Origin of the sequence: Novosphingobium sp. APW14 (genome assembly GCF_032337075.1) — a bacterium.
Classification (GTDB): Bacteria; Pseudomonadota; Alphaproteobacteria; order Sphingomonadales; family Sphingomonadaceae; genus Novosphingobium.
Genome location: NZ_JAVYAB010000005.1, coordinates 81,178 through 103,051, shown reverse-complemented (window position 1 = coordinate 103,051; position 21,874 = coordinate 81,178). Strand labels below are relative to the sequence as shown.

General features: G+C 64.4%; 20 protein-coding genes. 10 read left to right on the top strand and 10 right to left on the bottom strand.

Annotation, left to right across the window (positions count from 1 at the left end; translation table 11 throughout):
• Positions 1-74 precede the first annotated feature (74 nt).
• The 3 genes from mgtE to RQP55_RS08150 are packed head-to-tail and all read left to right on the top strand — an operon-like array spanning position 75 to position 3,601.
• Entirely contained in the window at positions 75-1,508 is a 1,434-nt protein-coding gene (gene mgtE / locus RQP55_RS08160; RefSeq protein ID WP_315609694.1) for a magnesium transporter, read from the top strand.
• Positions 1,509-1,511: 3 nt separating this feature from the next.
• Positions 1,512-1,910, top strand: coding sequence for a DUF1489 domain-containing protein (locus RQP55_RS08155; RefSeq protein ID WP_315609693.1), 399 nt, complete (start codon positions 1,512-1,514; stop codon positions 1,908-1,910).
• A 23-nt stretch (positions 1,911-1,933) separates the two neighbouring features.
• Entirely contained in the window at positions 1,934-3,601 is a 1,668-nt protein-coding gene (locus RQP55_RS08150; protein ID WP_315609692.1) for a sulfatase-like hydrolase/transferase, read from the top strand.
• Between the two features lie 3 nt (positions 3,602-3,604).
• On the opposite strand, the gene RQP55_RS08145 is transcribed toward RQP55_RS08150, so the two are convergent.
• Genes RQP55_RS08145 through mutY form a run of 4 tightly spaced genes read right to left on the bottom strand, consistent with a single transcriptional unit; the run spans position 3,605 to position 7,561 of the window.
• Positions 3,605-4,306 (bottom strand): DsbA family oxidoreductase, encoded by a 702-nt coding sequence (locus RQP55_RS08145; RefSeq protein ID WP_315609691.1) that lies wholly within the window; start codon positions 4,304-4,306, stop codon positions 3,605-3,607.
• Positions 4,303-5,181: an NAD(+) diphosphatase gene (nudC, locus tag RQP55_RS08140; protein WP_315609690.1), complete on the bottom strand. Its 879-nt coding sequence runs from the start codon at positions 5,179-5,181 to the stop codon at positions 4,303-4,305. Before nudC ends, RQP55_RS08145 begins: the two co-directional genes overlap by 4 nt.
• A complete protein-coding gene (locus tag RQP55_RS08135; protein ID WP_315609689.1) occupies positions 5,178-6,506 on the bottom strand; it encodes a serine hydrolase domain-containing protein in 1,329 nt (442 codons plus the stop codon). Before RQP55_RS08135 ends, nudC begins: the two co-directional genes overlap by 4 nt.
• A gap of 11 nt (positions 6,507-6,517) precedes the next feature.
• Positions 6,518-7,561: an A/G-specific adenine glycosylase gene (mutY, locus tag RQP55_RS08130; RefSeq protein WP_315609688.1), complete on the bottom strand. Its 1,044-nt coding sequence runs from the start codon at positions 7,559-7,561 to the stop codon at positions 6,518-6,520.
• Between the two features lie 29 nt (positions 7,562-7,590).
• Between mutY and RQP55_RS08125 the strand changes: the two genes are divergently transcribed.
• The 5 genes from RQP55_RS08125 (at position 7,591) to RQP55_RS08105 (ending at position 13,814) form a co-directional block, all read left to right on the top strand.
• Positions 7,591-8,118, top strand: a complete 528-nt coding sequence (locus RQP55_RS08125) for a DUF721 domain-containing protein (RefSeq protein WP_315609687.1) — start codon at positions 7,591-7,593, stop codon at positions 8,116-8,118.
• 2 nt (positions 8,119-8,120) lie between these two features.
• Positions 8,121-8,798, top strand: coding sequence for a DsbA family protein (locus tag RQP55_RS08120; protein ID WP_315609686.1), 678 nt, complete (start codon positions 8,121-8,123; stop codon positions 8,796-8,798).
• A complete protein-coding gene (locus tag RQP55_RS08115; protein WP_315609685.1) occupies positions 8,798-9,490 on the top strand; it encodes a thioredoxin domain-containing protein in 693 nt (230 codons plus the stop codon). The genes RQP55_RS08120 and RQP55_RS08115 overlap by 1 nt, the downstream gene beginning before the upstream one ends.
• Before the next feature lie 101 nt (positions 9,491-9,591).
• Positions 9,592-10,353, top strand: a complete 762-nt coding sequence (locus RQP55_RS08110) for a thioredoxin domain-containing protein (protein ID WP_315609684.1) — start codon at positions 9,592-9,594, stop codon at positions 10,351-10,353.
• A gap of 32 nt (positions 10,354-10,385) precedes the next feature.
• On the top strand, positions 10,386-13,814 hold the full coding sequence (locus tag RQP55_RS08105; protein WP_315609683.1) for a chromosome segregation SMC family protein: 3,429 nt from the start codon (positions 10,386-10,388) through the stop codon (positions 13,812-13,814).
• Positions 13,815-13,876: 62 nt separating this feature from the next.
• Here RQP55_RS08105 and soxR read toward each other — a convergent pair whose 3' ends face one another.
• The 3 genes from soxR to ubiA all read right to left on the bottom strand — a co-directional run bounded on the left by soxR (position 13,877) and on the right by ubiA (position 15,969).
• The gene (soxR, locus tag RQP55_RS08100) at positions 13,877-14,317 is read right to left on the bottom strand and encodes a redox-sensitive transcriptional activator SoxR (protein WP_315609682.1); all 441 of its coding nucleotides are present in this window, start codon (positions 14,315-14,317) and stop codon (positions 13,877-13,879) included.
• 101 nt (positions 14,318-14,418) lie between these two features.
• Positions 14,419-15,051 (bottom strand): SOS response-associated peptidase, encoded by a 633-nt coding sequence (locus RQP55_RS08095; RefSeq protein ID WP_315609681.1) that lies wholly within the window; start codon positions 15,049-15,051, stop codon positions 14,419-14,421.
• A 12-nt stretch (positions 15,052-15,063) separates the two neighbouring features.
• Complete coding sequence (ubiA, locus tag RQP55_RS08090) at positions 15,064-15,969, bottom strand: 4-hydroxybenzoate octaprenyltransferase (RefSeq protein ID WP_315609680.1); 906 nt, start codon at positions 15,967-15,969, stop codon at positions 15,064-15,066.
• Positions 15,970-16,105: 136 nt separating this feature from the next.
• Between ubiA and RQP55_RS08085 the strand changes: the two genes are divergently transcribed.
• A complete protein-coding gene (locus RQP55_RS08085; RefSeq protein ID WP_315609679.1) occupies positions 16,106-16,861 on the top strand; it encodes a 16S rRNA (uracil(1498)-N(3))-methyltransferase in 756 nt (251 codons plus the stop codon).
• Positions 16,862-16,902: 41 nt separating this feature from the next.
• On the top strand, positions 16,903-18,273 hold the full coding sequence (locus RQP55_RS08080) for a glutamate--cysteine ligase (protein ID WP_315609678.1): 1,371 nt from the start codon (positions 16,903-16,905) through the stop codon (positions 18,271-18,273).
• A gap of 1 nt (position 18,274) precedes the next feature.
• Here RQP55_RS08080 and RQP55_RS08075 read toward each other — a convergent pair whose 3' ends face one another.
• The 3 genes from RQP55_RS08075 to RQP55_RS08065 are packed head-to-tail and all read right to left on the bottom strand — an operon-like array spanning position 18,275 to position 21,810.
• The gene (locus tag RQP55_RS08075) at positions 18,275-19,621 is read right to left on the bottom strand and encodes a methyltransferase family protein (RefSeq protein WP_315609677.1); all 1,347 of its coding nucleotides are present in this window, start codon (positions 19,619-19,621) and stop codon (positions 18,275-18,277) included.
• Positions 19,622-19,661: 40 nt separating this feature from the next.
• Positions 19,662-21,020, bottom strand: a complete 1,359-nt coding sequence (locus RQP55_RS08070) for a PQQ-binding-like beta-propeller repeat protein (RefSeq protein ID WP_315609676.1) — start codon at positions 21,018-21,020, stop codon at positions 19,662-19,664.
• 19 nt (positions 21,021-21,039) lie between these two features.
• Positions 21,040-21,810: a tetratricopeptide repeat protein gene (locus RQP55_RS08065; protein WP_315609675.1), complete on the bottom strand. Its 771-nt coding sequence runs from the start codon at positions 21,808-21,810 to the stop codon at positions 21,040-21,042.
• Positions 21,811-21,874 lie beyond the last annotated feature (64 nt).

The window sequence follows — 21,874 nt, the reverse complement described above, 5'->3', positions numbered from 1 at the left end:
GCTTGGGACAAAGTCACGCCTCAAGCCGGAACCCGGCTTGCAAAAGCCGGTGACCCGCCTAGACCGGCCCGATCATGACAGCAGACAAGCTCGATCTCGAATTGCAGGAAGCCGCCGCGAATGCGGTGGAAGCCGCGCATGAGAGCGAAAGCCTCGACGCCGAAAACACGCTGAAGCCCGAATTCGTTCGACGGGTGCGTGACAGCCTGGATGCAGGCGAAAACGATGCGGTCTATGGCATGGTCGAAGGCCTGCACCCGGCCGACATTGCCGACCTGTTTGAGTTGCTCGATTCTGACGAGCGCCCTGCTCTGGCCCTGGCGATCAGCGATCTGATGGGCAGCGAGGTCTATGCCGAGCTTAACGACTATGTGCGCGAGGACATCGTCGAGCAGCTGCCCGCAGAAACTGTTGCCGACATCGCCGAACAGCTCGACACTGACGATGCTGTCGCCATGTTGGAAGACCTCGACGAGGAAGACCAGCAGGCTGTCCTCGCCGAAATGGAGCCCGAGGATCGCGCCGCGATCGAGACGGCGCTGTCCTATCCGGAAGAATCCGCCGGCCGCCTGATGAGCCGCGATTTCGTCGCGGTGCCGGAACACATGACCGTGGGCGACCTGATCGATTTCCTGCGCGAATCTGGCGAACTGGCCAACGAATTCTGGGAAGTTTTCATCGTCGACGCTCGCTTTCACCCGGTCGGGACCTGCGCGCTCAGCTGGATTTTGCGCACCCCGCGTTCGATCGCACTGACCGACGTAATGCAACGTGACCAGACCCTTATCCCTGTGACGATGGACCAGGAAGAAGTCGCGCTGCGGTTCCAGAAATACGCGCTGATCTCTGCCGCCGTGGTCGATGCCGATGGTCGCTTGGTTGGCCAGATCACCGTCGACGACGTGGTCCACATCATCCAGGAAGAAGCCGGCGAGGACGTGCTGCTGCTGTCGGGTGCCGGTGATGGCGACATTAACGAGCCAATCCGGGATTCCTACGTCGCCCGAGTAAGATGGCTGATCGCCAATCTTGCGACGGCATTGTTGGGCGCGACGATCATCAGCAACTTCGGCGGAGCAATCGAAAAGCTAGTGGCGCTGGCGGCGCTCTCGCCAATGGTGGCCTCAATCGGGGGCAATGCCGGGACGCAGACCATGGCTGTCGCAGTGCGCGCACTTGCCACCAATCAGCTGACCCGCACGAATACGACGCGCATCCTGTTGCGCGAATTTCGCGTGGCCTTGCTGAATGGTGCCACCGTGGCCGTGCTGATCGGCGTTGCCACCGCAATGGTCTTTGCCAATCCGCTGCTCGGTGTGGTGATTGGAACGGCGGTTGTGGTCAACATCATCACCGCAGGCCTTGCAGGGGTGGTCGTGCCGGTGACGCTGGACCGCCTGGGCCAGGACCCGGCCGTAGCGAGTTCGGTCTTCGTAACGATGATTACGGACTCGATGGGCTTCTTCGCCTTCCTCGGACTCGCCGTGGCATCCGGACTGGTTGGCTGAACCATGCCGCTGCACCTCACCAAAGTGGCCTACGGAGCGCAATCACTTGACGAAATCCGCAGCTGGTTCGCCAGCAGAGGTGGCGAAGCGAGGTTGACGACCCGCTATCTGCCCAAGCGACATGAAGAGATTGTGCCCGGCGGTTCGCTGTTCTGGATCTTTAAGCACCAGCTGGTGATGCGCAGTCCGATCCTGCGTTTCGAGGAAACCGATGGTGGCCGAACCAATATCGTCATCGCCGCCAAGCTGATCGACGTCGCGCCACGGCCAAAAAGAGCGCATCAGGGCTGGCGTTATCTAGAGGACGCAGATGCGCCGCGCGATCTCGGCAGTGGTGAGGATGGCGGCGAGGTCCTGCCCGGTCATATTGCGGCTGATCTCGCGCGGTTGGGCCTGGTTTAACGAGCAAATCAAGGGAGCGGGGCATGAAGCGGTGGCAGAAATGGACCCTGGGCCTCACCCTGCCGGCGGCGGCCCTGGCCACGGTCGGCTATGCCAACCGGACCGAACTCATCCTCGCTCTCGCAGCGCGCCAGATGTCGCACGAGATTGCCCCTAATCGGCCAGTCGAATGGCAGCAGGGACCAGCCCAGGCCGCCACCCCGCTGGATCAGCGCCCGCCCAATGTAGTTTTCATCCTGTTGGATGATCTGGGCATAAATGACCTTACCGCAACCGGCAAAGGCGTGGCTGGCGGCGTCGTGCCGACCCCCAACATTGACCGGCTTGCAGCCAGCGGCGCGCAGTTCAACCAGGCCTATTCCGGGAGCGCAACCTGCGCCGTATCGCGTGCCCAGATCATGACAGGCCGCTATCCCACGCGCACCGGCTTTGAATACACGCCCACGCCGCCCCGCATGGGCCGGATCGTGAAAATGGTGGCAGACGACATCCGCGGCGATCTTCCGCCAGTGATCTACGACGCCGATGCCGATTCCGCCAATCCCGGCTTTTCCGGTGAGGGCCTGCCTGGCAGCGAAATCACTCTGGCCGAAGTGCTGCAATCGCGGGGCTATCACACGGTCCACATCGGCAAGTGGCACCTCGGCAATGCCAAGGGATTCCACCCCAATGACCAGGGCTTTGACGAAAGCCTGATGATGGAAAGCGGGCTTCATCTGCCCGAGGACGATCCCAATGCGGTCAACGCCAAGATCGATTTCGATCCAATCGACCGCTTCCTTTGGGCTTCGATGCGCTACGCGACCTCTTACAACAATGGCCCCTGGTTCGCGCCCGGCGGTTACCTCGCAGATTACTGGACCGACCAGTCGATTAAGGTGATCCAGGCCAATCGCAACCGGCCGTTTTTCCTTTATCTGGGCCACTGGGGCGTTCACACGCCGCTCCAGGCGACCAAGGCAGACTACGAGGCGGTTGGCAACATCAAGCCGCACCGGCTGCGCGTCTATGCCGCGATGCTGCGCGCACTCGACCGCAGTGTTGGTCGCATCCAGGGCGAGCTGGATCGGCTGGGCCTTTCTAAGAACACCATGATCGTGCTTTCCAGCGATAACGGCGGGCCGGGCTATATCGGCATCGATGGGATCAACGCGCCTTACCGGGGTTTCAAGATCACATTTTTCGAAGGCGGCATCCGGGTGCCGCTGTTCATGGCCTGGCCCGGCCACATCCAGCCGGGAACGCAGGTTGGCCAGCCCGCCCACCATATCGACCTGATGCCGACGATTGCCGCCGCCGCTGGCGCCAAACTGCCGCAGGGCGTGACCATTGACGGGCAGAACCTGCTACCGGCAGCAGAGCGGCAGGCCCGAATCACGCGGCCAGACGATGCGCTCTATTGGAACAGCGGCTATTATCAGGTCGTTCGCGCAGGTGACTGGAAACTTCAGGTCAATGGCAAGCAAGGCAAGGTCTGGTTGTTCGATCTGAAGGCCGATCCGACAGAGCGCCGCAACCTTGCCGCGGCGCAGCCTGCCAAGGTGGCTGAGCTAAAGTCGCTGCTCGCGCGCCACCAACAGGGCCGCAAGCCACCGCTCTATGCCTCAACCACCGACAACGCGATCATGGTCGACAAGACCATGGCCCAACGGTTCAAGTCAGGCGACGAATACGTCTACTGGCCAAACTAGGCCTCATCCCGCCCGCGCCGCCAGTTCAGCCTCGCGCGCGATCACGCGGCGCAGGGCGTTGGCGTAGGTTTCCGGATCCTGCGCGCCGGGGATCATGTATTTGCCATTGACCACCATTGCCGGGACCCCGGTGACATTCATGTCATAGGCTATGCGCTGTTCCTCCAGCACTTGCTGCCCCAGCACAGCATTGTCGATTGCCGCAGTCGCGCTGACGCGATCAATGCCGATGCTTTCCGCAACATCGCCCAGAACTGCCGGATCGGAAACATTGCGGCGCTGCTGGAAGTGCGCGTCAAACAGCGCAAGCTTGAGCACGGTCTGCTTTTCCGGACCATATTGGGCGAGGGTCCAGAGCAGCAGCTTGTGCGCCTTTTCGGTGTTCCACAGCCGTGCTTCGGGTGCCTCCCCCTCGCCCACGTAGTCGAACGAATAACCGGCCCGAGCGCCAATTTCCTTCATCTGCGACCGTGCCCCGGCCATCTGATCGGGCGTCCGGCCATATTTCCGGGCGATGTGCGCCTGCTGTTCCTCACCCTCGGCAGGCATATCGGGATTGAGCTGGAAGGCATGCCAGCGCACTTCCGCCTCAACCTCGCCCTGCAGCGTGGCCAGCCCCTTTTGCAGCTGCGCGTAACCGATGATGCACCAGGGGCACATCACATCGGACCAAATGTCGATGGTTACCTTCGCTGGCTGGGTCATTGTTCAAGCCACCATTTGAGCAGGTAATGCGCCACCGCGTGCGGCGGAGGGGCGATAAAGGCCGCATCGTCATCGCCGGCCATGGCAGCGATAATCTCCGCCCGCGAAAACCAGCGGGCTTCTTCCAGTTCGGTCGTGTCGATCGTCAGGTCGGCGCTGTCGGCATGGCTATGGCAGCCAATCATCAGGCTGGAAGGGAATGGCCACGGCTGGCTGGCAACATAGGTCACGTCGCGCACCACCAATCCCGCTTCCTCATGCACTTCGCGGGCGACGGCATCTTCGATGCTCTCACCCGGCTCGACGAACCCGGCCAACGCCGAAAAGCGCCGCGGCGGAAAGCGCGGCTGACGCCCCAGCAGCAGGTTACCCTGATGCTCAACCAGCATGATCGTTACCGGATCGACCCGGGGGAAATGCTCGGCCTTGCAGCCATCGCTGGTGCAGGATCGCTGCCAGCCGCCCTTGGTCAATGTTGTGGATGAACCGCAGCGCGCGCAGAAGCGGTGCCGGGCGTGCCAGTCAACCAGGCTGCGCGCGCCGCCGTAGGTTGCCAGTTCGCCGGCATCGAGCGAGGCCATCGCCGCCCACAGCCGGGGATTGGCCGGAGCCACCGACCCGCCCAAATTGGGCGCAACCTCGGCAAAGCATCCCTTGCCCCCTGCAATCCCGAGAAAGACCAGCTCACTGTCCGGCGCGGCATCGGCCAGCGTGCCCCATTCAAGCCGACCATCGACCGAGATCACCGGATCGAGCCCGTCCAGCTTGAGCAGGCGCGCCCGCCAATCCATCAGCCCGGCCAGGGCATCGGGATTGGCGCGGATATGGTCAGCCCGATCGATAGGCGATCCGGCAAAGGCAATCGCCGTACTCATGCCCCGCGCATCGCCGCCAGATCGGCCAGCACCGTTACCGGGAATTCGGCATGGATCGGCAAGGCTTCGGACGGCATGTACTGGGTATAGACACCGGCGCGCAGGCCAAGCCGCGTGTTGACGAAGCCAACCGTGCCAGCCGCCCCGCCCCAGCCATAGGTTCCGGCATCGCGGCCCATGCCCGACCGGCCACCGGCACCATTACCTGCGCCTTCGATGAAGGTGCCCTTGGTTTCGACTCCGTCGGGCAGCAGGTTGCTGGTCCCCAGCGCCACGGCGGCCGCGCCCATCACCCGCTTGGTGCCGACCATGCCGGCATTGGCGATCATCTTGAGGAAGCGATCGTAGTCCGCTGGCGAGCAGACCAGCCCTGACCCGCCAAAGGCAAAGGCCGGGCGATCAAGGTAGATCGAGCTCTTGCCCGGATCGATCGGGATCGGGAATCCACCCATCAGGCCATAATTGCCCGTAAGCCGATGAACTTCGCTGGCTGGCACCTGGAAGTAGCTGCTCTTCATGCCGATCGGATCGAACATCCGCTCTTGCAGGAAGGCTTCAAAGCTTTTCGCACCTGACGCGCGCTGGATGACCACCCCCAACACGTCGAGGCTCATCGAATAGTGCCATTCGGTCCCAGGTTCAGAAACCAGCGGAACCGTTGCCGCCAGCTTGACGAATTCATCTGGCCCCGGGGTCGGCGGGCTGACCGGCATGCCCGGAATCTTCATGCGCGAGAGCACTGCCGGGGTCACGCCCAAGCGCAGCAGCTCCGCGCTCACCTTGTCCTTGCCAACCCCGGAATAGCCGAGGCCGGCCGTGTGGGTCAGCAGGTGGCGGATCGTGATCTGGTTTTTGGCAGGAAGCGATTCCAGGCTGTTCTTCGGATCAATCGCCACCTGCATATTGGCGAATTCGGGAATGAAATCGGCAACCGGCTGATCAAGCTTCAGCTTGCGATCATCGATCAGCATCATTGCAGCCATACCGGTGACCGGCTTGGTCTGCGAATAGGCGCGGAACAGGCTGCTTTCGCCCACGTCGTCGGGATCGTCGAAGGCTTCCTTGCCGCGAACGATGAAGCCGGGATCCTTGTCGCCCCAGCCAAGCGCCGCGACCATGCCGGCCACGCTCTGCCTGCTGACATACTTTTCGAGCATGGCCGTTACCTTGGGCCAGCGCGCCTCGAAACCGACGGACGATGCAGCATGAGCCAACTGGCTGCCAAACGGCAGGGTGCCAATGGCCGCCCCGGCACCCAGCAGCACGGTTGAGCGCAGCAGGTTGCGGCGCGAAAGCGCGATGGCGTCATGATGGTGCAAGGTCATTCTCCCAGGTTCTATCGTTGTGCCAGCGCCAGGCGCGCTGCCTTGGCGAACAGGGTGGGCAGGCCGGCTTCTGCGATCCGGTCAAGCGGCCACCATTCGCCACTGTCGCCCTCCAGCCTATCCAAATCGCCGCCCGAATAAAGCATCAATTGCAAATCGAGATCGAAATGGGTGAAGCTGTGGCGGACCAGCCCTGCGGCCGACCAGGTGCCAACCAGCGGCGCGATGGCCGAACCATCGCTGCGCGCCGACCAGCCATCGTCAGGCAGCGCCCGCATGCCGCCCAGCATGCCCAGCCCGGGGCGCTGCACCAGCCAGACCGCATGATCGCGCGTGATCCAGAAGGCACGCCCCTTGCGCTGCGGCTTGGCAGCCTTGGCTGGCTTGACCGGAAAACGCTCGGCCCCGTCGCGCCGGCCAATGCAGTGATCGGCCAGCGGGCACAGCAGGCAACGCGGATTGCGCGGGGTGCAGACCGTTGCGCCAAGGTCCATCATTGCCTGGGCGAAGTCCCCCGGGCGTTTGGCCGGAGTTAACCGTTCCGCTCGCACACGAATTGGTTTGCGGGCTGCGGGCAGAGGCTCGTCAATGGCGTAGAGCCGGGCAATTACCCGTTCGACATTGGCATCGACTACTGTCGCCGGCTGACCAAAGGCGATCGCGGCGACCGCAGCCGCGGTGTAAGCTCCCAGCCCCGGGAGCGCCCGCAGTTCAGCTTCCGTTTCGGGAAAAGATCCGCCCCGCGCCGCCACGGCCCTGGCGCAGGCCAGCAGGTTGCGAGCGCGGGCGTAATAACCAAGGCCCGCCCAAGCGGCCATGACCTCTGCATCCTCTGCCGCAGCCAGGTCCGATACCGTGGGCCAGCGCGCCAGGAACTTGGCGAAGTAGGGACCAACCGCTGCGACCGTGGTCTGCTGCAGCATCACTTCCGACAACCACACGCGATAGGGTTCTGTCGCGGGCGCGCCCGGCGGGCTGCGCCATGGCAGAACCCGCGCCTGGCTATCGTACCAGTCGAGCAAAGCGGTTGGGATCGTGTCGGCGCTAGCGTCCATCCCCGCGCTATGGCATTGCGCGAGGCGCAATGGAACGGGACCCAAAGAAGCCAGCCACAACTCCGCGCCGCTATGAGCGGCCACGCGGGGGTGCGGCGCGCAGTGTTGCCGAACTGATGCCCGAAGTTGGCCGCACGGCATTCCGCCGGTTCGGCTTCATCCAATCCAGCGTTGTCACCCGCTGGCCGGAGATTGTCGGACCAAAGCATGCCCGTGTTTGCAGCCCTGAAGCGATCCGCTTTCCGCCCGGGGAGAAGAGCAATGGCATCCTTGAGCTGGTCGTGGTCCCGGCTCACGCCCCGCTGATCAGCCATGTGACGCCCGAGATCATCGAGCGGGTGAACCGCTTCTTTGGCTATAGCGCAGTGGCCCGGGTCAAGCTGCGCCAGGGCGCGGTGAAGCCTCCCGCTCAAGAACGCCGACCCGCAGCGCCGCCGTCGCTCAAGCCGATTCCAGTGGAATTAGGGGATTCCTTGCGCGATATCGGCGATCCGGAACTGCGCACAGTGCTGGAATCGCTGGCGCGCAGCCTGGGTGACAAGAACGAGGACAACTGAACTTGAAGCATCTGCTCCGCCCCGCCCTGCTGCTCGCGGCTGCCTCTCTGACGATTGGGGCGGGCCCGCCGACGGACTGGAACCGCGTGGTCACGCGCACCCCGCAGCAAAGCACCGTGCTTGGCAACCCGGCCGCCAAGGTGAAGCTGACCACCTGGGTCAGCTACACCTGCCCGCACTGCGCAGAATTTGAACGCGAAGCAGATGCCGGCCTCAAGCTGAAATACATCCGCAGCGGCAAGGTCTCCGTCGAGATCCGGCATTTCGTGCGCGATCCGATCGACCTGACCGTGGCAATGCTGACCAATTGCGGCCCAAAGGATCGGTTTCCGCTGAACCACAGCGCCTTCATGCGCAGCCAGCCAACCTGGATCGGCATCCTGGCGCGCAGCAGCAAGACGCAACAGGCCCGCTGGACCTCGGGCGCCCTGCCCGTCCGCGCCCGCGCGATTGCCAGCGATTTCCGGTTCTACCAGATCATGGCAAGCCGCGGTTATGACCGGGTGACGGTTGACCGCTGCCTGGCCGATGTCGGCATGGCGCAGCGACTGGCTGCCGGAACCGAAGCCGGGACCAAGCTGGGCATCGATCACACTCCCAGCTTCGCGCTGGACGGTGCCCTGCTTTACGGGACCAGTGGTTGGGAGCTGCTGCAGCCGCAGATTGAGGCGCGGATGTAATGCGCTGGCGGGGGCTGTTTTCGGGCATCCTCGCACTGGCCGCCGCGGTGCTGCTGATCGGCGCAAGCAGGCCGAAGGAAAAGGACTGGTCGGCCACCGTCACCCTCAGCAAGGAGGGCTTCCACGTCCGCGGCAACCCCAACGCGGCGATCCGGCTGGTTGAATATGCCTCGTTCTCATGCCCCCACTGCGGCATCTTTGAGATGCAGGGCGGCGATGAACTGGTCGAGCGGTTCATCAAGCCGGGATCGGTGGCCTATGAATTCCGCCCGTTCTTCCTCAACGAGATCGACAAGACCGTTTCCTTGATTGCCTATTGCGGTCCGCCGGCAAAATTTTTCGGCAACACCACCCTGCTGCTGAAGCGCCAGCACGAATGGCTTCGCAGCCCGAACCGGGCCCAGGCGGAGCGCTGGTCCGATCCAGACTGGAACAAGCGCGTCAGGGCGATGACCGAGGACCTGGGGCTCTATGCCATGCTGGCACAGCGGGGCTTCAAGCGAGCCGAGATCGACAAATGTCTGGCTGACGAGGCCTTGGCAGGCGATCTGGAGAAGTCCACCGAAGATGCGTATTACAAGGATGGGGTCCGCGGGACCCCGGCCTTCCAGCTGAATGGCCTGCCAGTCCAGGCCAACACCTGGCCGGCCTTGCGCGAAGTGTTGGCCGCGACCATGAAAGGTTTTGTCTGACACCCCTGTGGGTAAGGCTGTGGGTCAACCATCCGCGCCTTTCCGCTTTTCAGCCGCTGGGCTAGCCTCAGCGGTTCAAATCCAGAGGATTTTTGCGAATCATGACTGCTGCCAAAACCCGTTTTGCCACCAAGGCTCTCATCGCTGCCACCATGGCCATTGCCCTTGCTGCTTGCGGCAAGAAGGACGAAGGGTCCGCTGCGGCTGTCACGAACGGTGAACCGATTGCCAAGATCGCGCCGCCTGCGGGTGCCAGCTGGGCCGATACCTATGCCGTCACGCCCGAAGGCGGCTATCGCATGGGCAATCCCGATGCGCCGATCAAGCTGGTCGAATATGGCGCACTCAGCTGCTCACACTGCGCCGAGTTCGCGGAAATGAGCGCTGCCGAACTGCGCGACAACTTCATCGCCAGCGGCCGCGTCAGCTACGAAGTTCGCTTCTTCATGCTGAATGCACTGGACGTCCCGGCCACCCTCCTTGCCACCTGCGGAGCACCCGAAGCGGCACTGCCGCTGGCAGAGCAGTTCTGGGGCTGGCAGAAGAACATGTTCGCCAACCTGCAATCCAACGAAGCCGCGCTGAATGCGGCTGGGCAGCTGCCACCCGAGCAGCGCTTTGCCGCAATCGCCCAGGCCGGCGAAATGGACAGCTTCTTCGCTTCGCGCGGGATTGCGGCCGATCAGGCCAAGATTTGCCTCGCGGATACGGCCAAGGCCACCAAGCTGGTCGAAGCGACCAACAAGGCTGGGCAGGAACTGAACATCACCGGCACGCCAACCTTCTTCCTCAACGGCACCAAGCTTGATGGGAACACCTGGGAAGCGGTCAAGGTTGCGCTCGAAAAGGCTGGCGCCCGCTAAACCGGGGCCAGGAGGGGCACCAGCTTAGCGCCATGCGGATCAAGCGGCTCAAACTTTCAGGCTTCAAAAGCTTCGTTGAGCCGGCTGAGCTGCATATCGAGCCGGGGCTGACCGGCGTGGTCGGCCCCAACGGCTGCGGCAAGTCCAACCTGCTTGAAGCAATCCGCTGGGTCATGGGCGAAAGCTCGCCCAAATCGATGCGCGGCGGCGGGATGGAAGACGTGATCTTCGCTGGCACGGCCCAGCGCCCGCCGCGCGATTTCGCCGAAGTCGTGTTGCTGGCCGATTCGGGTGACAACGACAGCGATCTGGAAGTTGTCCGTCGGATCGAACGCGGCGCTGGATCGGCCTACCGCGTCAACGGGCGGGATGTCCGCGCCAAGGATGTCGCCCTGGTCTTCGCCGATGCCGCGACCGGTGCCCACTCCCCCGCGCTGGTCAGTCAGGGCAAAATCGCCGCAGTGATTGCGGCCAAGCCAGCCGAACGGCGGATGATGCTGGAAGAGGCAGCGGGGATCGCGGGTCTCCATGTTCGGCGCAAGGATGCCGAGCAGAAACTCCGCGCGACCGAGGCGAACCTGGCGCGGCTGGAAGACCTGATGGGCCAGCTCGATACGCAGATTGGATCGCTGCGCCGTCAGGCGCGCGCTGCGGAACGCTATACCGCGCTGTCTGACAAGATTCGGCTGGCCGAGGCACGGCTGGTCTTTGCCCGCTGGCGCGATGCCGCCGCTGCTGCCGAAGCTGCCCGGGCCGAAGCCCAGGCTGCAGAGGCCCGGGTTTCCGCGGCCCAGACCGCCATGGCTGAGGCGCAAAAGGCCCAGCACGAAGCGGCCGCTGCGCTGGCCGAAGCGCGCGATGAACTGGCAGACCGGCGCGACGATGCCACGGCGCACGGCCACCGCATGGCCGCGCTGACCACGCAACTTGAGGCCGCAGAAGAGCGGCTGAACGACCTTGACCGGCAGCAAGCACGGCTTGAGGCGGACAAAGGCGATGCCGATCGGCTGACCCGCGATGCCGCAACCGCTTTGGCCAAGTTGGAACGCGAACTGGCCGAGGGTGAGGAACGCCTTGAGGCCGAAGAGAAGCGCCGCCCGCTGGTCGCCGCCGCGCTGGAAGATGCCGACCGAAACCTCCGCCAGGCCGAGCTGGCGCTGGCCAAGGCAACTGCCGACCAGGCCGGGGTCGAAGCCGAATGGCGGGTGGCCGAAGCCGAAGTTGCCGCCGCCCAGCAGCGCCTTTCGCGGCTGGATGCCGAAGCCCGCCGGCAAGAGGAATTGAAGGCTGCGCTTGCCCGCGAAGGCGATCCGCTGGCTGCGCTCGCCGCGGCCGAGCAGGCCCGCGATGCCGCCGCCGAAACACTGATCGCGGCCCGCGCTGCTGTCGAGACCCAGCAGGCCCGCAAGGGCGAATTGCAAGCCGCGCGCGATGCTGCTTCCTCGGCCCTCGCTTCAGCCAAGGCAGAACTGGCTGGTATCGAACGCGAATGGCAGGCGCTGGTGCGCGATCGTGATGCCCGTGCCAGGCAGGCCAGCGGCAAGCACGGGCTGCCCGTCGCGCTTGACCAGGTGCGTGCCGCGCCGGGTTATGAGCGTGCCATTGCCGCCGTGCTGGGCCGCGATGCCAAGGCGCCGGTCGGTCAGGCCCCGATCGGCGAAGACGGGCGCTTCTGGACGGGCGCCACCGCCCCCAAACCCGTGAAGGACAGCCTGGGCGCCCACGTCAACCAGTGCCCAGACCAACTCAAGGCCCGCCTCGCGCTGGTCCACGTTGCCGAGGACGACGATGGCCGCGCGCTGGGTCCAGGGGAATGGCTGGTCACGCGGGCAGGCCGCATCCGCCGCTGGGATGGTTTTGTCTCCCAGGGCGAAGGTGCGGCGGAAGCGGCACGGCTGGAAGCAGAGAACCGCCTGACCGCGCTGGAAGCGGACCTTCCGGGCAAGCGCGCGCTGGTGGAGGAAGCTGAAGCCAATGCGGCCACGGTCCAGGCCGAGCTGTCCGAATTGCAACTGGCGGTAATCGCCTCTGAACGCGCTGTAGCCGAGGCATCGGAAGCCGAGCGCGCCGCCCTGCGCGCCGTTGACCAGGCCGAAGCGGCAAAGACCCGGCTTGAGGCCCGCCGCGCCGAACTGGCCGAAGCAGCGGGAGACCTGGCCGAACAGCGCAAAACCGCCGAAGCGGAGCTTGCCGCAGCCCACGCACGGCGGGCCGAGCTGCCCGATCCCGCATCAGGCCGCGCGCAGCTTGCTGCGGCTCAGGCCCGGCACGACGCCGCGCGGCAAGGCTTGCAGTCGGCAACTGCCGCGCTGGCATCGCATGACCAGGGTCTTGCCGTCGCGCGGGAGCGCTGCAACGCTCAGCGCGGCGACATCAAGGGCTGGCAGGCCCGAGCCGGGGACGCTGCGAGCCGGCTCAGTGAAATGACCCGCCGCTCGGAAGAGATCGCCGAGGAACGCGCGGTCATCGCGGCCAAGCCGGCCAGCCTGACCCGTGAGATCGAGGCCGGTGACGAAGTGCGCACACGCCTTACCGCCGAACTCGCCAAGGCGGAGACCAAGGTGAACGAATTGGGCGATGCCGCCCGCGCAGTCGAGAGCCGCTTTGCCGAAGCCAACGAGGCGCTTGCTACTTCACGCGAAGCCCGCGCCGGGGCAGCCGCCCGGGCCGAAAATGAAGAGGCCCGGCGCGCCGAGATGGCAGGCATTTCCGGCGAACGCTTCCAGTGCCCGCCGCCGCTGCTGCCCGAACGGTTTGAATTCATCGCTGCCGAAGTTGGCCCATCGGGCCAGGAAAGCGCCGAGCATGACAAGCTGGTTGCCGATCGTGAGCGGCTGGGGCCGGTGAACCTGGTCGCGGCCGATGAACTGGCCGAGATCGAAGGGCGCCATTCTGCCAGCATCGCCGAACAGGCCGAACTGGCCGAAGCGGTCAACCGCCTGCGCGGCTCGATCGGCAATCTCAACCGCGAAGGCCGCGAGCGGTTGCGCGCAGCCTTCGAAGCGGTGAACACGCACTTCCAGCGGCTGTTCTCCAAACTGTTCGAGGGCGGTCAGGCGCACCTCGCGCTGGTTGACAGCGACGATCCGCTGGAAGCCGGGCTGGAGATTTACGCCCAGCCGCCGGGCAAGCGCCTGACCTCTCTGACCCTGCTTTCGGGTGGGGAACAGGCGCTGACCGCGGTAGCTCTGATCTTCGCGCTGTTCCTGACCAACCCCGCCCCGATCTGCGTGCTCGACGAAGTCGATGCCCCGCTCGACGATGCCAACATCGAACGCTTCTGCGACCTGTTGGAAGCGATGACCAAGGAAACCGATACCCGATACCTGATCGTCACCCACAACGCGGTGACGATGAGCCGGATGCACCGCCTGTTCGGGGTGACCATGGTGGAGCGCGGGGTCAGCCGGCTGGTCAGCGTCGACCTGGAAGGTGCGGAGCAATTGCGGGCAGCGGAGTAAAGACTGCCGCCGGGCCGGGGCTTCGACAAGCTCAGCCTGAGCTTGTCGAAGCCCCGGCGTGCTCACTCCAGCACGAACCGTGGCCCGGTGCCCCCCGCCCCTGCCCGGTCGTCGCGATTTACGAGGCGGCAGCGGTCAAGGCTAAGGCAGCCGCAGCCGATGCATTCATCCAGCTTGGCCCGGGTGCGATTGAGCAACTGGATCTTTGCATCAAGCGCGACGCGGACCGAGCGGCTGAGCTTTTGCCAGTCGGTCAAGGAGGGGGTCCGGCCTTGCGGCAGGGCGGAGAGTTCGGCCTCAATCTCGCTCAGCCCCAGCCCCAGCTTCTGCGCAATCAGGATGAAGCTGAGCCTGCGGATATCGCTGCGCAGAAAGCGGCGCTGGTTGCCTTGGGTCCGCATCGGCTGGATCAGGCCATGGTCTTCATAGAAGCGGATCGCCGATACCGCGAGGCCCGTGCGCCGCGCCAGCTCTCCAATCGGCAGCAGGTCATTCTTGTCCATCGGCGCACCTCGAACAGGCCCGAATTGGGATGACCTCAAGTTATGTTTAGGTTTTTAGATCGTAAAGTGTTTTTTGCAGAACCCTGCTTATACAACTGAACTTACAGCAAACTATCCTGCCGCCCAATGGGCGCACCATCGCTCCACCGGTCTCCTGTATGATCGGCCAGCAAAGGCCCCCGCCAGGTTTGGCACAGGTCCAGCGCGTGATCGATAGAGCCGTCGGTCCAGGTTTCCCAGCTGTCACGGGCCAGGATCACCGGCATCCGATCATGCACTTCGGCCATGGCAGGGCTGCTATCGGCCATGACCATGGCATAGCAATCGCCCCACTCCGCCGTGGGCCGCCACAGGCCTGCAACGGCCATCACTTCGGTTTCGGGCAGCGAATACCAGCTGCGGGTCATGCGCCCACTTGGCCCTTGTGGTTCGGCCCATTGCGTCACCGGGATCAGGCAGCGGCGGCGGGCGAAACTGTCGCGCCAGAAGGGGGTGAGCAGCTTGTCATCGCGGGCATTGGTGACCGGCTTGGGCTTCAGCTTTTGTCCCTGCTTGCCGGTCAGCACCACCGGCAGCCCCCAGTTCATCGGACGCAGCCTGCCGCCTTCAACCACCAGACCCGGATAGCCGGGATAGAGTTCTGCGGCGTAATTGCCGCCTGCCGCGGCATCCGCCGCCGCGAACATCGCGGCGACTTCGGCCGTGCCCTTGGTCATGCGGTAGAGATTGCACATCAGGCCCGAAACTCACGCATTGCCCACGACCCAACAAGCCAAGGCGACCAGCAAACCGGCGGTGCGGTTGGCGCGGAAGCGGGAGAGGGCATTGTCGCCGTCCCGGTCATCCAGCGTCAGCACTTGCCAGGTCAGGTGCAGCGCAGCGGGAGCAAGGGCTAGCAGCGCCAGCCAGTCCGGCCGCAGCAGCCAGAAGGCCAGTGCCCAAAGCAGGACCGCCCCGGCATAGAATGCGGCAACGCCCGCCTTCACATGCTTGCCCAGCGTGAGCGCGCTTGAACCGATCCCGACCAATGCATCATCTTCGCGGTCCTGGCAGGCGTAGATCGTGTCGTAGCCAATGCACCACAGCACGGCCCCGGCATAGAGCGCGGCCATCGCGCCAAGGTTCCCGTCACTCACCGCAATCCAGCCAACGGGGACGCCCCAGGTGAAGACCATCCCGAGCCAGGCCTGCGGAAAGCCGGTGATCCGCTTCATGAAGGGATAGGCCGCGACCAGCGCCAGGCTGCCCAGTGCGACCAACTGTGCCTGCCACCGCAATTGCAGCAACACCACCAGGCCGACCCCGCATAAAGCCAGCAGCCAGGCCCAGGCCGCGCCCTTGCTGACCCGCCCGCTTGCCACAGGCCGCGCCGCCGTGCGCGATACCTGCCGATCAAGGTCGGCATCGACGATATCGTTATAGACGCAGCCCGCCCCGCGCATGGCGATGGAGCCGATCAGGAACCACAGCAGCAGGTCCCACCGCGCCGCGCCGCCCGCCAGCAGCAAGCCCCAGGCGCACGGCCAGAACAGCAGCCACCAGCCGATCGGCCGGTCAAACCGCGCGAGCTGCGCCAGATCGCGCAGCGGCTGCGGTAAGGCGGCGATCAGGCCGCGGTGCTGGGTATCGGGGACGATTTCGGTATTCGACACGCAATCCCCCTACAACCATCGCCATCCCCGCGAAAGCGGGGAACCATTTCTGCAGTTGGCAAGGAATGCGGCAGTGGCGAGTGCAGGTGATGGGTCCCCGCTTTCGCGGGGATGACGGATGGGCTAGAGGCCCCAAATGCCCGCCACACCCGCCTGGCCTCCAAAGTCTGCACCGCGCCTGTTTGTCCAACAGGTGCTGGGTACTGGCGTGCAAGTCAGCATTGATGGTCCGCAGGCGCATTACCTTGGCCGGGTGATGCGGGTTGGCCCGGGCGATGGCGTGGTGCTGTGCGACAATGTGAGCGGCGAATGGGCGGCGCGTGTGATCGCGGCCGGCAAGCGCGATGTGCTCCTGTCTGTCGAAGCGCTGCTCCGCCCGCGCGAGGCCGTACCCGATTTCACGCTCTGCGCGGCGCTGCTGAAGAAGGACCGGTTCGATTTGGTGCTGGAAAAGGCCTGCGAACTGGGCGTAGCCCGCATCCAGCCTGTGCTGACCCGGCGCTGCGTGGCGGACAAGCTGAACCCGGCGCGCGCCACCACGATATTGACCGAAGCGGCGGAGCAATGCGCCCGCACCGCGCTGCCGGAATTGCTTGCGCCGGTGAAGCTGGAGGCATTGCTGAAAGGCTGGGAACCGGACCGCGCGCTGTTCTTTGCTGATGAGAATGGCGGCGATCCCGCTGCCGCTGCCTTTGCCGCCCATGCCGGCGCTGCCGCATTGCTGACCGGACCCGAAGGCGGCTTTGACGATAGCGAGCGCAGCGCCATCCGCGCGCTGCCCGCTGCCCGCGCCATTACCCTTGGCCCGCGCATACTGCGGGGTGAGACGGCGGCCATCGGGGCAACAGCCTTGTGGATGGGGACTGTAGGCGATTGGCAAGCACCTGCATGAATTCGCTGGCGCCTAGCAATTCTTCGCACTAACTCCGCCACATGAGCACCAGACAGGTTTCAGATCGCAACGATCCTGTGATCGAAAGCCGCGACCAGCTGGTCGCCCCGATGATCAAGGGCGAAAAGCCGCGTGAGCGCTGGCGCATTGGTACCGAGCACGAAAAGCTCGTTTACTGCACGCGCGATCATCACGCCCCGTCCTATGAAGAACCCGGCGGTATCCGCGATCTGCTGGTGGCTTTGCAGGACTATGGCTGGGAACCGGTGATCGAGGGGGGCAATATTATCGCCCTGACTGGCAGCGATGGCGCCGTCAGCCTGGAACCCGCCGGCCAGCTGGAGCTGTCTGGCGCTCCGCTGGAAACGCTGCACCAGACCTGCGCCGAAACCGGGCGCCATCTTGATCAGGTCAAGGCCATTGGCAGCAAGACCGGCAAGGGCTTTCTGGGGCTGGGCATGTGGCCCGACAAGACCCGCGCCGAATTGCCGATCATGCCCAAGGGGCGCTATGAAATCATGCTGCGGCACATGCCGCGGGTGGGCAACCTGGGCCTCGACATGATGCTGCGGACCTGCACGATCCAGGTCAACCTCGACTACTCGAGTGAGGCCGACATGGTGCAGAAGTTCCGCACCTCGCTGGCGCTCCAGCCGCTGGCGACGGCGCTGTTCGCCAATTCGCCGTTCACCGAAGGCAAACCCAACGGCTTCCTTTCCTATCGCAGCCACATCTGGACCGATACCGATCCGGCCCGCACCGGCATGGCCAGCTTCGTGTTCGAGGACGGGTTCGGTTACGATCGCTATGTCGAATATATGCTCGACGTGCCGATGTACTTCGTGTTCCGCGATGGGAAGTACATCGACGCCGCCGGCTTGTCGTTCCGCGACTTCATGCAGGGCAAGCTCTCCGTCCTTCCCGGCGAGCTGCCGCGCGAGAGCGACTGGGTGGATCACCTTTCCACGGCCTTCCCCGAAGTGCGGCTCAAGTCCTTCCTCGAAATGCGCGGAGCCGATGGCGGGCCGTGGAACAAGATCTGCGCCCTGCCCGCATTCTGGGTGGGCCTGCTTTATGATCAGGGCGCGCTCGATGCGGCCTGGAACCTGGTCAAGGACTGGGACATGGAAGGCCGCGAGGCCTTGCGAGCCGCCGTGCCGAAGCTGGGGCTGGACGCGCCGCTGCCCGGCGGTGGAACGCTCAAGGACATCGCCGCCGAAGTGCTGGCGATCAGCCGCGCCGGCCTAAATTCGCGTAACCGGCTTAACTCGATGGGTGATACAGAAGCCGGCTTCCTTAACCCGCTCGACGAGATTGTCGCCAGCGGCAAGGTTCCGGCGCAGCGCTTGCTCGACAAGTTCCACGGCGAATGGGGCGGCGACATCAGCCGCGTTTACGAGCTGAGCTTCTAGGCTACTCGGCCAGCTGCAGCACCGCCCGCCGGCCGCGCAAGGCCTGCCCGGCGCGGTGGAACTGCCGCGTGATCAGCCCGTGCTGCGCCATCCAATCGACATAGGCGCGGTACTTCGGATCCTCGGCCAGCAGGTGGGCTTCCTCGGTTTTGGCCCGCCAGAAGTAAATCGCGCTGACGCAGGCCAGGAAGACGGTGTTGCGGACCATGTCCGCCAGCGAATGGCTGACCACCAAAAACGGCAGCGTTTCCAGCCACCAGAAGGTGTTCTTGGCCAAATAGGCCGGGTGCTTGGTAAAGCGGTATGGCCCGTTGGTAAGGACGCCGCGATAGGTCAGGTTCGAGAAGCGTAGGCCGAAGGCAACTGTGGCCCAGGCGTAGATCGCGGTGAGCACGACCAGCAATGCGGCCCATGCCCACAGCAGCCCATTATGCCCAGCCAGCCAGAACCCCCACCCGGCGGTATTGGTCTGATAGAACAAGGGCCCGCCGTTTTGCATCAGCTGGAACGGCGGATAGCAAACCAGCGCTGCCAGCCAGCCCGCAAGGAACGGGTTGGCGCTGCGGATCTGGGCATCAAGCGGCTTCAGCGTCAGGATATAGCCGACCGTGCCGATCTGCGCGTCGATCACAAACATGGCCGTTGTCAGCATGCCAGCCAGCCGGACCGGATCGGTAAGCGTTGGCATCCAGTCATTCTCAACCAGCACGGCAAAGCCGCCGGGGACGATCGAAATCATGAAAGCGGTGAAGAAGCCCTTCACGGCCCAGGCACGGGCATGGCGCCAGACTTCGGCAGGATCGAACGGTTCGCGGCCGATCAGCAGCGCCCCGCAATGCCAGGCCGCATCGCGGGGTTCGATCAGCACGCGGTCCAGCCAGATGACATAGGGGATCGAAAGCAGGAACAGCGGCACCGCGACGGTTCCCAGCACCTCCATCGCCAGCAGGTAAGGACCATTCCAATACCACCGTGCGATGCAATAGAGCGCGCCAATCACCGCCCAGGTCGCCCAGAGGCCGGCCAGCTTGGTCACCGAGACATCGATGATCGCTGACACCGGGCGTGGTCTGCTCCAGTCGATCCCGGTGGAGGCGCGGCGGTGGACCTTGTCGCGAACCAGCGAAACCAGCACCATCGGTGCTGCTGCTGCGACCAGCCCGGTCAGGGCCGCATAGGGACCAGACAGCCGCCCGGCCGGCGCGCCACCGCGGAATTGTGCCGTGATCTCTGGCCAGAAATGGCAAATGAGGACCCACACCATCAGCCCGGCGACGCCCCACAGCCCAACGGCAGCAGAAACGTCGCTCGCCGGTGGCTGCGGACGGGTGGGAAAATTTGCGCGCATCCCCTTCGCCGTAGCGGCGAAGGGTTAAGTTGCGGTAACGTCAGCGGAAAGCGCTGACCTTGCCGCTGTCATCCAGAATGTAGAGTGTGCCACCGGCCACGATTGGTGCAAGCGTCACTGGCTTCTTCAGATCGGCAAACGAGACGGGCGCCCCGTCCTCAATCCCCGCCGAATAGACCTGGCCGATCGAATTTGCGAACCACAGGCGATTGCCGGCCAGCACCGGCCCGGTCCAGAAGATCGGGTTCTTCTTCTTTTCCTCGTTCTCGTAGCGCGCCAACTGGGTCAGCCACCGAACCTTGCCGGTTGCGCGCTGGATGCACAGCAGCTTGCCGTCGTCAGTCAACGTGAAGATCCAGTCCCCGGCGATTGCAGGGGTGGAAATGCCGGCAAGGTTCAGTTCCCAGATGCGCTGCCCGGTAACCAGTTCATAGGCGGCCATGCGCCCGCCCTGGCCCAGCGCGAATACACGCCCACGATCAATGATCGGGTCTGCATCGATATCGGTCAGCACACCCACGGTGGTGGAAAGCGAAGTGCGGGCCAGCGCGTCCGACCACAGCTGGCGGCCATTTTCATAACGATAGGCCACAAGTTCGCCGGTGCTGAAGCCAGCAACAATCGTACCTTGCCCGGCTGCCGGGGCAGCCACCCCGAATACGCCGGTCTGGCCGCTGGATGCGGCCTCATTCCACAGCGATGCGCCATCCGCGGCATTCAACGAATAGACCTGGTTATCCATGGTCATCACGAAGACCGAATTGAAGGCGATGGTTGGGGATCCGCGCAGTGGGCCAGCCGGCTTGACCTTCCAAGCGATCGAACCATCCTTGGCATCGAGCGCAGCGACTTCACCCAGCCCGGTCGTGATGTAGACCCGCCCATCGGCATAGCTGGCTCCGCCACCGTAAATCGAGGATTGGCCATCGCCCTTGATCGAGAAGGGCGTGCTCCAGCGGCGCTGCCCGGTCTGCGCATCGAAGGCGTGGACCGTGCCTGCGGTATCCATCACAAACAACTGGCCGCCGCCGACAACCGGAGAGGCCGCGAGCCGCTGCTTATTGTCCGAACCGGCAACCTGCGCGGACCACGAACGGCCTGGATTGGCGGCAAGTTCCAAATTGCCATAGGACTTGCTGGCCGTGCCGCCGGCCTGAGGCCAGTCAGGATTGGCGGCAGCCGGAGGAACAATCACAGAAACATTGGCCAGCAAGGGATCCACTTTCGCCCCGGTATCAACCCGCGAAAGGATCGGAATGCGATTACCCAGCGTCGGGGTCTTCGGCTTGTCCTTGCCCCCAAAGACCCCACACCCGGCAAGCGAGACAGCCAGCACCAACGCCAGCGAAGCAGCTAGTCCGCGAGAGACCGGGCGGCGCGAAATCGGTGTGGCTTGCATGAGCTATCCTTGACTGAACTTATTGCTGCGCGGCGGCGGGTGCCGCAACGTCTTCGGTCCCGGCATCATGGCCGAGCTGACCGGCCACCTGCCGCATCCGCGTACGGAGCGTCGTGGGAACTTCGGTATTCTTGCCAATTGCGGCGAACAGGGGGCCGGCCTGATCCGGCTTGCCCAGCTTGAGGTAAGCCATGCCAACCAGCTCGCCAGCACTGCCAAACCAGGCATTACCCGGCACGGCCAGCGGCTTCAGGCGATCAATCACCTGCTGCGGCTGCATGGCTTCGAAACGCAGCGAGACTTCGCGGATCGTTGCCAGATCACGATAGGCCTGCGGAGCGGCTTCATCGGCGGCAATAGCCGCGAATGCCTTGGCGCCATCCTCGGCCTTACCCTGCTGAACAAGGATCGCGGCGCGAGTCATAGCAGCGGCCGCCTTGCTGCCATCACTGCCATCCTTGGTCAGCGACTCAAGGTCGGCCAAGGCGGCGGCAGCATTGCCGGCCTCCAGCTTATCCAGCGCGATAGTGGCCTGCTCGCTGCGTTCGCCGGCTGCTTGCTTGGTGGAATTGTCCCACCACAGGTAGCCGGCCAGCATCACCAGACCAGCGGCGATCGCCCCGCCAATCGGCTTGCCATAGCGGCTGAGGATCGACTTGAGTTCCGCCTCACGCAGTGCGTCATCAACCTCGCGAAGGAACACGTCCTGCTGCGCCGCGGCCTGCTCGTCGGCCTTGGACTGCGAATTCGGGCGATCAGACGGGGGCAGGGCCAAGGCAGTTACTTTCACTTGGAAATTGGTTCAAAAAGTTGGTCGCTGTTTACCTGATGAGCAGGCCTTTTCAACGCCCCTT